This window comes from Paenibacillus sp. IITD108 (genome assembly GCF_036541265.1).
GTDB lineage: Bacteria > Bacillota > Bacilli > Paenibacillales > Paenibacillaceae > Pristimantibacillus.
Map to the genome: position 1 here is coordinate 1 of NZ_JAZHCT010000038.1, position 12,585 is coordinate 12,585.

Sequence of the window (12,585 nt, forward strand, 5' to 3'; positions counted from 1 at the left end):
CTCAAATGAGCTAAAATAATCGGAATAGCATCGATGGCAACCGTTAGAGCAATTTTGCCAGTTGTTTGCCGATTTATGCTTTGCGAAAGTTGAGTTAATAATAGTAAAAAAACGCCTTTCGGCGTTCTGGCTGTCGAGAATGTCTCGGCAGCCATTTTTTATGTTGAAATGAGAATTAAGACGTCAGCGCGTTAAAAATTGTATAATAATAGTAACTCATATAAGAGAATTACTTGTAAACGAGGGATTAACAATGAGCATAGAAAGATTGCAGCAGCAAATATCTTTTATAATGGAAATTGATAAGCTAAAAACGATTTTGCGTAAGTCATATATTACGGATCGTTCAAGAGCGGAGAATGATGCTGAGCATTCCTGGCATTTGGCGGTGATGGCAGTCATCTTATTGGAGCATGCCAACACTGAAAAAATCGATATATTGAAAATTATTAAAATGGTATTGATCCATGATATTGTGGAGATAGATGCTGGTGATACTTTTGCTTATGACGATGCGGGACATACAGACAAATATGAGCGGGAGCTGGCAGCGGCAGATCGGATTTTTGGCTTGTTGCCTGAGGATCAAGGGCAGGAGCTTAAGGCTCTTTGGGAAGAGTTCGAGCAGCGGGAAAGTCCGGAGTCGCAATTTGCGGCAACGATCGACCGGCTTGCGCCTATGCTGCTTAACTATTATACAGAAGGACATACTTGGAAACAAAACGGTATAACCAGCGATCGGGTTATTGCTTATAATCGTCATATTAATGATGGATCTACTGTGCTTTGGGAGTATGCCCAGCAGTTTATTGATGACGCTGTACAAAAAGGCTATTTGAAGAAGGGGGAAAAATGATAAATAACCCAATTGTAAAGTTTGAACGGTGGTGGGATGAGGTGAAACGGTTTGGATTAAAGCATCCTGGTGCGGTATGTGTTTCTACTATTAATGAACAAGGCTTCCCGTCAGGCCGTTTTGTTGACTTGAAAGATATTGCAGATGATTGTTTTATATTTTGTACGAATCTGGATTCTCAAAAAGGACATGATATTGAGAAAAACGATAGAGTGGCCTTAACGTTTTGGTGGGAAGCGATCGGGTATCAGGTACGGATTATAGGGCATGCGTCGCAAATTTCTTCTGAAGCGGCAGATCGGTATTGGGATACAAGACCTAGAGATGCGCAAATTACAACGCATAGCTGTCAGCAAAGCAAACTCCTTATATCCGAAAAATTGCTGCAGGTGCAATTTGAAAAAGTAAAAGCGAGCTTAGAAGGGATGGAAATTCCGCGGCCAGACAATTGGGGCGGATACGCCGTTGAGCCGATAATGATCGAGTTTTTGACCTTTAAAGCAAGCCGCCTGCATCTTCGTGAACGGTATACAATAGTTGAGAATGAGTGGAGCAAGGAACTATTGCAACCCTAGCAGCCTATTAGAAATAGTATGGAAGCATACGGTGTGCAAACTAAATTAATCTGATAAACATTAGGAAGGTAGCAGCATATGATAAGAATTTTAGAACTGCCAATTGAATATGAATTCAACAACCAAAAAAGTTATTTGTATCCCAGCCTCATTGTAAAAGATAATGACTTGACACTAGTGGACACGGGATATCCTGGCTTTTTGCCGCTTATTGAGCAAGAAATTTTGAAAAATGGTTTTACGATAAGTCAATTGAAACAAATTATTATAACTCATTATGACGATGATCATATTGGTTCACTCTATGAATTCAAACAAAAATATCCATGGATACAGGTTATATCCAGCGCAATTGAAGCGAAATATATTTGTGGTGCAGAAAAGTCGGAAAGGCTCGTTCAGGCTGAACAAATGCTGGAACAGATGACAGGTGAAGCGGCTGATTTTGGCAATTGGTTTGTACAGCAATTGAATAATTTGCAGCATGCTGCGGTTGATCAAACAGTCCAGGATGGAGATATGATTTTGGATAATCAATGCAAAATAATAGCAACCCCAGGTCATACTTCCGGCCATATCTCCTTGTACTTTCCGGCAATAAAAGCAGTAGTGACGGGAGACGCTGCTGTGGCAGACAATGGCCAGCTCATTATTGCAAATCCACAGTTTTGCTTGAATCTTGAGCAGGCGGAGCAATCTCTAAACAAAGTGAAAAACTTGGACGCTAAAAAATACTTTTGCTATCATGGCGGGAATATTTCGGTGAACTCGACGGTGATTTAGATAGGCAGGAGAAAATGATGCGCTGATTACTGTAAGTTTAATGACAGGGACGAAGGAGCGGTTAGAGATGGGGATGACAGGTAATTATATTGCAGTAGATAGTGAGACGATCGTAAAGATTGCTAGTGGCGAATTGCAATTGGAGGAGCTAGATCCGGCCGAATATCCGTCGCTTGATATCGACAAGTCGTGGCAGGCGATTTTGTATACATTGTGTGGGGAAGTTTTCAACGGGGAACCGCCGCTTGGCTATGTAGTGCCGCTGCTGGAGGATCAGACGCTGGATTTTCTGGATTATGGCGCTTTTTATGTAAAGCCTGAACAAGTTGCTGCTGCAGTGGCAGCTATTAGCGGTATAAGCGAACCTGATATGCGTCAACTATACAACTTTGAAGGCATGGTATCAGAGGCAATCTATCCAGTTGTGGAAGACGAGGATCGGGATGAGTTTTTCTCCTATATGTTTGCACATTTTGCAGACTTGCGTTCGTTCTATGAAACAGCGGTAACAGGCAATCAAGGGATTATTTTCTGGATATCGTAAAAACCTAGAGGGAGCTCTAACAGGTCCATGTGATCTATTAGAGCTTCCTCTGTATTTCAAGCTTCTACTTGATTACCCCGCAAGCGACGCGGTCGCCTGAGTTGCCGGATGGATCCGTCTTATAGTCATCTGCCGCAGCATGAATAACAAGAGCGGTTCCGCCTGGCCTCACAATTGAATTAGGTTTGCCAGGCTGCAAGGTGATTACTGCAGATGTAATATCTGCTGCTACTTTGCCGTCAGCACCTACTGTAATATTAGGCAAGTCGCCTAAATGGAAGCCTTTCGGATTGTCAAATCCATGCTCCTTGCTCGTTGGGTTGAAATGAGCGCCAGCACTTGTAAACTTTGGAGGCTCGCATAATCCCTTTTCATGGATATGAATGCCATGAACGCCAGGTGAAAGCTTCTCCGCCTCAACATGAATCAATACTTTGCCAGCCTGCTCGGTTAGAACAGCCTTGCCGATGGCTTCGCCATTTGTATTCACAATGGAAACAATTATAGCATCGCCTTGTTTTTTCTCTTCAGCAAGCGATGTTGCTGCTATGCTCATATGCAGCATAAGTAAAAAAGTGAAAAGCGGAATTATTCTTTTCATAGAAACCTCCATCATTATGTGCAATTGTTTTGATGCATACAACATCATTATAATGCACATAAAAATGGAAATTATTCACTGGCGAGACGGAAACGATCCTCTTCTTTTATTTTTGCTATCGCTTCATTTTTAGTTCGAACGCCCAGCTTGTCATAAATTTTTTTTAAATACTTCTCAACCGAGCTTTCGCTCGTATTAATGGCAGCTGCAATTTCAGCATTAGTCACTTTTTGCACAATGAGAGATACAATTTTTTGCTCCGTCGCTGTAAGATCAGCTTCCCAATAATGTTTAACATCTTCGGAGCGAATCAGCTGCATCTGTCTAAATAGAGGAAGCGGAATGATTGTACTGCCGCCTATAACCGTATGAATTAATTGAATAACCTCTTGAGAGGATGCGCTTTTGTTGAGCATGCCGCTTACACCATTTTCTAGCAGCAGGTTGAAATAAGGCTCATAGTCATAGCCCGTATGGATAATGACATGAGTAGCAGGATACTTTTCTTTAATACGGTAGCAAACCTGAATGCCTGATCGATCGGGCAGGCTTAAATCTAATATGACAATAGAAGGCTTCAAGCTATAAGCAAGCTCAATTCCTTCATGCCCGTTGGAAGCAAGACCTACAACTTGAATCGATTCATCTTGCTCCAAAATATGCTTAAGCCCAGCAGCCATTGCGGGATGATCATCGATAATAAGTACTCGAATTACTTTTACCAATTCATCATTACTCCTCAGCTAATATAATTAGAACGGATAAACCTCTGCCAGACGCGGTTTTTACTTCAATGCTTGCATCGATATTGGCAACGCGCTGTCGAATGCCTATCCAGCCCATCGTGTCTTCATGCTTGTATTCAGAAATGCCAACGCCATTATCTGAATAGTGAAGGCAGTACTGATAGTCGGTTTTATAAAAATGCAAGGATACATTATGTGCCTTAGAGTGCTTCTTGGCATTGGACAGCAGCTCTTGAGAAATCCGAAATAGCTGCAGTAAAATATCCGAAGGCAGTGCGTCCCATTTTTTTGAATGTTCAATTTTTAATCGCAGCTTATAGGGCGCAATTCCGCGCTCTGTTTCAATGAGGTTGGAAATGGCTACTGCAAAGCCAGCCTCTTTTAATTGATGCGGATACAAAAGAAATGCCGCTTCCCTTGCATTGATATTTATAATATCAAGAAACTCGGTCAGCTCCTGCAAATATATATTGATTTCATTGGCATTTAGTTTCTTTTCTTGAATTTTAACGACACGCTGTCTGGCAAAAAAGATATCCTGCAGCACAGTATCATGCAAGTCGGATGCGATACGCGCACGTTCCATTTCTTGCAGTTGAAAGGTTAATTTATTAATCCACTGCGAGGCAGCAAGCGGCTGTTCGCTGGCAGCAGCAGCTTCATTGATGTAATTGGTTACTCGCATAGACAGCTTCTTGCTTAAATGAATGTTTTCAATAACGAGAGATAATGGACCGCATAGCGTTTCCAGCCACTGCTGGCAGGCCGCAAGCAGCGAACGATTAGGATATTTAATAATTAAATAACCGGAGTAGTCCGCGTTCTGTTCAATGTCAAAAATAAGATATTCACTTGCAATCGTACTCTCGGAATCATTTTGCAAAATTTGCTTAAGATGCTCTTTATCAATATCGCCATGAGAGAAAAAATTGAAATGGCTATAGTAATTAATACAAACAGCAGCATGTTTTACTTTTAATACTCTGCACAGCTCAGGAAGGAAAAACGTGCGCAAATCCTCAAGCTGCTGTATTTTTTTGAAGTTTCTTATGATTTGATGCATGGCGAGCGTAGTTGGGTTGCTGCGATGGGTTAAAGTAGAAAAAAACTGTATCAGCATCTTCTCAATTCCTGACCACTTGAAATTAAACAGCTTCTTTCTTGAAGCAAAGTAGAAAAAGAAAATTGGAAACAAAAGAATGCACCAGATGGTATAAGAATAGCTTACTAGCTGCTTTCCAAGCATATCAGGAATTGCGGAAAGCAATAAATAGGGCGTAAATGAAATACCAAAAGCGAAAAACATCGTTTTTATAATAGTGGCAGAATACGAATACTCATACCTTCGTTTTATATATAAAAAGATGAGAAAGATAAGACTGAGCGTGCATCCAATTGCAAAGCTTAGTAATGTAATCAACCGATCTAAACTGTAATATGTATAGCTGGCTACAGGGAAAAAGTATACAATTCGTAAAAGAACGAACGGTATTACGAAGCAATATGCGAGCTTTATCCAAAAAAAGTTGAAAAAGGATTGACCTTTTTCTTTTAATAATCGGTACATAAAATGAACGAAAAGAAATGGAATCAACGAGATCGAACTGAATAAAATGAACTTGGACAGCACATCGGCACGTGAAGAAGCCTCTGTGCACATAAACGCCAACCCCATTAATATGAATATAAAAATGAGCAAGCGGGTTGAAACTGTGAGCGCAGCTCTCGTGTATAAGACGGCAGCAACAATAAACATAATTAATTCAGCAGCATAATTAAGCAACGAACGTGATGCCATTGGATTTTTTATATCGAAAATCGTATATGTTGTGATGCGATCATGTCGCAGCACTTCGATCTGACTGGCTTGCTCGATACTATGAAATAACGGAACACTAAAATGCTGCATGACGGGTCTGCCATCAATGCGCAAGACCTCGTCATACAGCTGTAATCCAGATATATGTGCGGTGCTTCCAGAATGGAATTTAGATATGACCCAAGTGTCAGATTCTGTAGGTTTTACTTCAATTCCTAAATAATCGTAATGAAAGGATACATAGCTTATCCATAGGTGTACGGTAAATAATATAGTAACGATTGTAATGAGGTGGATTCTATTGAATCGCGAGAAAGCTTGCATTTGAAAATTATCCCCAGAAAGGATCTGATTTTTCGTCTTTTTGCTGCTTGGAATTGGCGAAACTAGCTTCTAGAACTTTTTTGCTTTCCTGAGAAAGATAAGAGATTTTTAAGCTTGTAATGACTGGTTTGCCGGCTTGCTTGCTATTTGCCATTTCAATTGCTGAATCTTTTAATTGCTTTGTCCACATAGTAATCGCCCCTTAAAATGTAATTGTGATTATTTACATCTATATTAACATATTTGAAAGACTGGTAATACATAGAATTCCGTAAACTTTTTGAAAGTTTCCTCAATTTTTTTTGAGGAATCTAGCAATTGCCAGCTGTTCAAATTGGTTTTTCCAATAGGAATCCGTATGCTGCAATTGATTCAGCTGCTCGCTTGCCTGCTGCGCGTAAAGCATTTGGACGGCATTTGTATATTCAATGACGCCTGATTTCTCTATAAAATCTAGTATTTCAAGCTTATGAGTAAGAAATTGCTGCTGTTCACAGTTTTCGTTATAGTATTTACGGAGAATGGGCAGGTATGTATCGCTTTGCTCTAGCAGAAATAAAGTAGAGAGCGTAATTTTACGCTGGACAAGATCATTACGGTAATCGATTCTAGTTATATTTTTTATATCATTCTCCAGCTGCGCAGCAATGCCGATATTGGCAGCCATGCTGGAAAGCAGGTCAAGCTGGCTTTCATGCATAGCGTTACGATCTGGACAACCCATTAGAATAGCCAACTTTATGAGGGACGACGATTTTTCGCTTACCATCTGCAGGTATTGCTCCTCGTCAGTTACTTCATTGCCAATATCTCTATGCTGGCCATTATGCGCGGCAGTAATCAGCTGGAGCATAGCAGGGCTGAGAGCAGGTGCGGACATGTTGCCGGCGATTGCAGCTGTTAGCAGGGCAGTAGCGGCGTTTATTGCAATAGGATGGTCACAGCTCATCCAAGGAGGGTCCGTATTATCCTGATCCTGCAAATCATCTAAAATGTCGAGACTTAAAATAATTAATTCGGTTTGCGCGGCTGTGTGATGGATACGCGAGGAAGTTCCGCCGAGCAAATGATGTGTATATAAAGTTAGCTTGGGCCATATCGATGTCTCGGCCTTTTTGTAAGCAATAAATTGATGAACAAGCTCATTGAGCTGACCGTGATAAATATGAGCATTAATAATTTGCGAGATTGCCTCGTGAACATAATTCTCTGCAGTTAACTGCTCCTTAGAGCGAAATTGAGTATCCATTGCTTGCCCCCTTAAAAGTGAATTAATTATCAATACATCCTCTAATTACCATATCACACTGATTTTTGTTAGGGTACTAGATATTTGGTTCAAGAAGAAACGCTGCGCGTCCTTGACTAAGGATGTACCGTTTTTCGGTGAGACTGTAACGATTTACTTCCGGTGGACGAATAAGAGATGACATGTCAAAAAGTTGAGAGGCGGAGAGGGCGGGATGCACCAGGAAGAGGTCAAGCTTAGAATGTTTGTAGAAGGCAGCCGTGCTGCTTTTGAAGACATTGTTCTGGCTTACCGGGAGCCTGCAATCCGTTTTGCGTGCCAGTATGTCCATGATCCCTACATTGCAGAGGATTTGGTTCAGGAGTGTTTTGCCTACTTGTACGTATATCCATGGAAATACAATTTTCGAGCTTCCTTTAAAACCTATTTGTTTACGTTGATTCGAAACAAGTCCGTGGATTATTTGCGCAAAAAAGAAAGAAGACGGGAATGTACGGATCAGGAGGAGGAAGTGTGGAGAGAAACGGGAGAAACGGCTCCAGGTCCAGAACAGAGCGTGCTGGATAAAGAAAACAGGCAGTATTGGGAGTATGTGCTTAATTCCTTAAGCAGCGAGTACAGGACAGCTCTGTATATGGTCGATGTGGAAGGGATGTCTCCCAAAGAAGCGGCTGCTGTACAAGGAAAGACGGCAGCGGGATTTCGGGTTACGCTTTTCCGGGCGAGAAAGAAGCTGAAAGCATTCGTGGAAAAGGAGGGTTTGTATGAAAGATTGGAATGGGATTGAAGGCAATCAGCGTATAAATCAATTTGATGACGAAATCTTTTTGCGCGGCATCTATCGAAAAGTGACGGTTCTGGAATATGAACAGCGGGAAAATGAACGTGTTTTGGCCAATCGCAGGCGATTGCGCAGGCAATGGCTTATCAGGCTGGGAGTGACGACGGGTGCTGTAATAGGACTCATTTATATTATGCAAATTAATTCTTTTGATATGATAGCGGTCCTGCCGCTTTCCTCTGTTCTCATTACATTGGGGCTTCTGTTGGAGCATATTGAGCTGCGAATGACTGCGAACAAGGAATAGGATATTTGACAAAGGACACATAATGGAGCGTGAACAAGATGGAGATAACGTTGAATGAGTTGACCAAACGTTATGGTAATAAAACCGCACTAAATGGCGTTACGCTGAAATGGGAGGACGGCGTGCAGGGACTGCTCGGACCTAACGGGGCAGGTAAAACAACGCTGATGAGGCTGTTGGCCACCTTGCTCACGCCAACATCTGGCAGTGCAGTAATTGATGGGGTTCCACTGAAGGAGAAACATAAAATTAGGCAGCTTATCGGATATTTGCCCCAGGAGTTTTCCTTTTATCCTGGTATGACCGTGATGGACGCCCTGGATTATTTGGCCCTTCTCTCCGGTGTCAAAGCGGCTGTGGATCGAAAAAGGAAAATCAATGAATTGCTGGAAGCTGTCAATCTGGAGAACCACCGCAAAACAAAGGTAAAAGCTTTGTCTGGAGGGATGAAGAGAAGACTGGGAATTGCCCAAGCCATGATTCACGAGCCGAAATTACTTATAGTGGACGAGCCTACTGCAGGATTGGATCCTGAGGAGCGTATACGGTTTCGTCAGTTGCTAGCCAGCTTTTCTGAAAACAGGATTGTACTTTTATCTACACATGTCGCAGAAGACATTGAATCCTCCTGCCGTGAAGTGACTGTACTGACAGAGGGCTCGGTTCCCTTTCAAGGCAGTATTGCACAATTGGCGGAGCAAGCCAGAGGAAAGGTATGGACGGCAGAAATGGACAACGCCGAATGGCGCGCGGCAAGCCAGTCATTTAGAATTGTTTCCGCTGTAGCCAAAGGAGGCTCTCGCATGAGTGTCCGATTTCTAGCGGAATCTCCTCCCCTGGCCGAGGCGGAGGAAGCGGAGCCAACAATGGAGGACGGATACCTCTGCCTGGTCAAGGTGAGGGGGAAACTTCAATGAGCTTTTTGACACTCCTAGGCAAGGAATTAGGGATGTTGAGCCGAAACCTGGTTGTATATCTGCTGCTGGCCGTTATTGTCCTGTTTTATTGGACCAATTATGCAACGGAAGAAAGCTGGAGTGAGGGCAGGGCACCTGTACCTCCTACAGAAACGGCTGATCCATTCTTGGCAAGTGGGGAAGGTACTTTGGAAGAAGTCCCTCCAATGCCCGTATACGGTTTTAAAGAAATAACAGATCCCGTACTCATTGCGCAGCGTTACCTCTGGATGCTGGAGACTGATCTGCAGAGGGGGTGGATGGAACAAAGGATTGTTTTTGGGGCGTTTGCACACAAAAGCCGATTGTCGCAGAAAGACCGGGAGCATATGAAGGAGACGATTTCCGATTTTGAACGGGTTGTGAAAGAACCAACAAAGTATACAGGAATTGAGGCGAAGCAGATAGCGGCTGATTTGGATAGCGCGCTTGGCGGCTGGACCAGTTACATGAGGGAAGGCGTTACATTCATCGAGCCGATTGAAACTTTCGAAGATGCGATGGAAAGCTATCGCGTTTTAGAGAGGAACTACGCAGAAAGAGTGGCCGATGGTCAGATTTACCCGGGAATGGCAAGATTATTCAGTGATTATATGGGGCTTACCGCCGGTTTGTTTCCTGTTTTTCTGGCTGCTTTCGCGATGGGCCGGGATAGAAGCAGCCGAATGTTTGAACTTGTTGCCAGTCGCTCTATCCAAGCATGGCGTTATGTCGGGGCCCGTTATTCGGCGCATGTTATCCTTATTTCACTTATTTATTTGCTGCTTGCGACAGTCGGAGCATGGCAAACGGCGGCAGCGCTCGATGGAACAGAAGCGTTCGGAGCAGCTTTGCCGATTTTCCTGTCTTACTCGGCTGGATGGCTGGTTCCTACCATCATGGCGACTACTGCATTCGGTATGCTGATTAGCATTGCAACTGGCAGTGGGGTTGCTGTAATACCTCTTCAAATTGTATGGTGGTTTATTTCGGTCTTCCCTTTAATTGGAGATTATAGATTGCATAAACTCTTTTTACGGTTTAATACTGGTGCGGAGGCAGGAACCTTTCACCGGTATGCAGATATGATTATGGCTAATCGGTTATTCTACGTTTTTTTAGCTTTGGCAATGATTACTGCCGCAACAATAATTTGGGAACGTAAAAGGAGCAGTGGGAAAATGACAAAAAGCGTTTTTAACCTTCGGAGAAAGCAGGCAGGGATGCTTCTGCAGAATGGGAATGAGGGATGAGCACACCTTTATCATCTTTACAGTCTGTTTCTGTTCGTCAACAAAAGAGCGCAGATGCTCTTTTGTTGTGGAATCTACGTCTTTTAGCCGGTCCACTTTGGCTAGCGGCTTTACTGATTGTTTTAATGCTTGCGGCATTTTCTAATCCCTCCTTTATGGGGACTGTCGATGCGGCGTATTGGGGTGAACGTTTCGTAGCGTTGTTGTCTTTGCTTCTATTCCCTCCTCTGGCGTTGATGGAATCTGGAGGGATAGGCGAAGGCTTGCTTGCTAAGAGACAACGTCATGAAATAGTTTTTTTATGCCGTTGGTCATTGTCCGCATGCTATATGGCTGTACTTGTGGCAGTTTTTTATGGGGTTACGAGATTAATGGGGGCAAGCTATGACGAGAAGCTTATGCTTGGCGTCTTGATTAATAGCTTGGCGCTCGGCTCCGTTGCTTTACTTGCCGCCATTCTTTTTAGCAGCCTTTCCGGAGGTTATATACTAGTATTCGCCTGGTACTTGCTGGACTGGACGACTAAGGGGAAATGGACGGGAAAGGTGTATTTATTCAGCATGTCAGATGGTGCTTGGAGTGGGGATAAGCTGTGGCTTCTTGTTGTTGCTCTGCTTTGTGCGGCATGTTCGGCATGGTTATTGCCTCGATTGATTAAGGGGAAAGCTTTTAGCTAGGATTACTAGCGTTTTAAGTAACTAGTAGATTATTTCAAAAGTTTGGACGTTTTGATTGAAAAGTAAAATGATAATAGTATTTATTTGAGACTGTCGATTCATTGTGGGCAACGATTGATAAGCAATGAGAAAGGGGAAACGGAGAGCAAGAATGGGAATGGAGAAGCGACAGCGTCCGCCTTTGTAGGCTAATTTTTTCTTTTACAGGGGTTATTTATTCATAAAAATTAGACTACAACAGCGGTCGGAATCCCAATCTTGATCGCAGTGCACCCCTTCTATTGCTTGTTGCGACTATCCACAATGAATCGACAGGCCCTGTTTACGTGTTATAGCAAACAAGTAAAAAACTGGCTGTTTGAATAAAACTCAATAAAAACGGTTGATTGTTGCATATCCTCATTATAAAATACATACAGGTATGTATTTAAAATTTAACTGTGAGGCTTGTGAAATGAAAAAAAACAAATTTCAATTAAAAAGAGAGGCTACTTATGAAAAGCTGATGGCAGCAGGATTGGAGGTGTTTTGCGAGAAGGGATTTTCCAGCACTACCATTGATGAAATCTCCAGCAAAGCAGGATACTCCAGAGGAGCTTTTTATGTTCAGTTTGAAAGTAAAGAGGATTTTTTTCGCAAATTGATTGAATATCGCCGAGAAATGAGGGCGGATACTCAAGAACAGCTGGAACGATTGTTTGATTCCGGTGCAGGTTTGCAGGAAACGGTTTCTTTTTTAGCAGAAGGATTAGTCACGTATATTAAAAGGTCACCCGAGTGGATTTTTGTCTATATTGACTACTTTATGCAAACGGAAGATAAGGATTTTGTAAGAGAGTTATTTAAATCTTATTACGAAAGCTGGATTGCGGAGACAAAAGGAAACTTGGATTGGCTATGCCGTAAAGGTTTAATCCCAGAAGAGGCAAATACGATAGAGAATGCAAAACAAATATATGCGATTTTGGATGGCTACATTACCCATCATAATTTATATGGGGAAGCGTTGGATGGACTGAAATTGACCGAGGCGATGTTGAAGCTTCTGCGATGATTTCATAGACTAGGCAGGATCAGTCTTTGAGACTTTCGAGTCTCGTTTTTCATAGAATATTAAATACATACATGTATGCAT

General features: G+C 42.4%; 15 protein-coding genes. 10 read left to right on the top strand and 5 right to left on the bottom strand.

Annotated elements, in window-relative coordinates:
* Positions 1–253 precede the first annotated feature (253 nt).
* The 4 genes from V1L65_RS24150 (at position 254) to V1L65_RS24165 (ending at position 2,758) form a co-directional block, all read left to right on the top strand.
* Positions 254–856 carry an HD domain-containing protein gene (locus V1L65_RS24150; protein ID WP_331701835.1) on the top strand — a complete coding sequence of 201 codons (603 nt, stop codon included), beginning with the start codon at positions 254–256 and terminating at the stop codon, positions 854–856.
* On the top strand, positions 853–1,431 hold the full coding sequence (gene pdxH / locus V1L65_RS24155; RefSeq protein ID WP_331701836.1) for a pyridoxamine 5'-phosphate oxidase: 579 nt from the start codon (positions 853–855) through the stop codon (positions 1,429–1,431). Before V1L65_RS24150 ends, pdxH begins: the two co-directional genes overlap by 4 nt.
* An 81-nt stretch (positions 1,432–1,512) precedes the next feature.
* Positions 1,513–2,214 (top strand): MBL fold metallo-hydrolase, encoded by a 702-nt coding sequence (locus V1L65_RS24160; RefSeq protein ID WP_331701872.1) that lies wholly within the window; start codon positions 1,513–1,515, stop codon positions 2,212–2,214.
* A 40-nt stretch (positions 2,215–2,254) separates the two neighbouring features.
* Positions 2,255–2,758, top strand: a complete 504-nt coding sequence (locus V1L65_RS24165) for a YfbM family protein (protein ID WP_331701837.1) — start codon at positions 2,255–2,257, stop codon at positions 2,756–2,758.
* A 64-nt stretch (positions 2,759–2,822) separates the two neighbouring features.
* Here V1L65_RS24165 and V1L65_RS24170 read toward each other — a convergent pair whose 3' ends face one another.
* The 5 genes from V1L65_RS24170 to V1L65_RS24190 form a co-directional block, all read right to left on the bottom strand.
* On the bottom strand, positions 2,823–3,359 hold the full coding sequence (locus V1L65_RS24170; RefSeq protein WP_331701838.1) for a superoxide dismutase family protein: 537 nt from the start codon (positions 3,357–3,359) through the stop codon (positions 2,823–2,825).
* 71 nt (positions 3,360–3,430) lie between these two features.
* Positions 3,431–4,084 (bottom strand): response regulator transcription factor, encoded by a 654-nt coding sequence (locus tag V1L65_RS24175; protein ID WP_331701839.1) that lies wholly within the window; start codon positions 4,082–4,084, stop codon positions 3,431–3,433.
* Between the two features lie 7 nt (positions 4,085–4,091).
* On the bottom strand, positions 4,092–6,248 hold the full coding sequence (locus V1L65_RS24180; RefSeq protein ID WP_331701840.1) for a hypothetical protein: 2,157 nt from the start codon (positions 6,246–6,248) through the stop codon (positions 4,092–4,094).
* 7 nt (positions 6,249–6,255) lie between these two features.
* Positions 6,256–6,438 carry a hypothetical protein gene (locus V1L65_RS24185; RefSeq protein ID WP_331701841.1) on the bottom strand — a complete coding sequence of 61 codons (183 nt, stop codon included), beginning with the start codon at positions 6,436–6,438 and terminating at the stop codon, positions 6,256–6,258.
* Positions 6,439–6,540: 102 nt separating this feature from the next.
* On the bottom strand, positions 6,541–7,497 hold the full coding sequence (locus tag V1L65_RS24190; protein WP_331701842.1) for a class 1 isoprenoid biosynthesis enzyme: 957 nt from the start codon (positions 7,495–7,497) through the stop codon (positions 6,541–6,543).
* 214 nt (positions 7,498–7,711) lie between these two features.
* Between V1L65_RS24190 and V1L65_RS24195 the strand changes: the two genes are divergently transcribed.
* The 6 genes from V1L65_RS24195 (at position 7,712) to V1L65_RS24220 (ending at position 12,504) form a co-directional block, all read left to right on the top strand.
* Entirely contained in the window at positions 7,712–8,284 is a 573-nt protein-coding gene (locus V1L65_RS24195) for an RNA polymerase sigma factor (protein WP_331701843.1), read from the top strand.
* Positions 8,262–8,585, top strand: a complete 324-nt coding sequence (locus V1L65_RS24200; protein ID WP_331701844.1) for a hypothetical protein — start codon at positions 8,262–8,264, stop codon at positions 8,583–8,585. Before V1L65_RS24195 ends, V1L65_RS24200 begins: the two co-directional genes overlap by 23 nt.
* 38 nt (positions 8,586–8,623) lie before the next feature.
* Positions 8,624–9,502 carry an ABC transporter ATP-binding protein gene (locus V1L65_RS24205; RefSeq protein ID WP_331701845.1) on the top strand — a complete coding sequence of 293 codons (879 nt, stop codon included), beginning with the start codon at positions 8,624–8,626 and terminating at the stop codon, positions 9,500–9,502.
* The gene (locus V1L65_RS24210; RefSeq protein WP_331701846.1) at positions 9,499–10,773 is read left to right on the top strand and encodes a hypothetical protein; all 1,275 of its coding nucleotides are present in this window, start codon (positions 9,499–9,501) and stop codon (positions 10,771–10,773) included. The genes V1L65_RS24205 and V1L65_RS24210 overlap by 4 nt, the downstream gene beginning before the upstream one ends.
* A gap of 155 nt (positions 10,774–10,928) precedes the next feature.
* Positions 10,929–11,450: a hypothetical protein gene (locus V1L65_RS24215; protein WP_331701847.1), complete on the top strand. Its 522-nt coding sequence runs from the start codon at positions 10,929–10,931 to the stop codon at positions 11,448–11,450.
* A gap of 454 nt (positions 11,451–11,904) precedes the next feature.
* Positions 11,905–12,504 carry a TetR/AcrR family transcriptional regulator gene (locus V1L65_RS24220; protein ID WP_331701848.1) on the top strand — a complete coding sequence of 200 codons (600 nt, stop codon included), beginning with the start codon at positions 11,905–11,907 and terminating at the stop codon, positions 12,502–12,504.
* Positions 12,505–12,585: the final 81 nt, after the last annotated feature.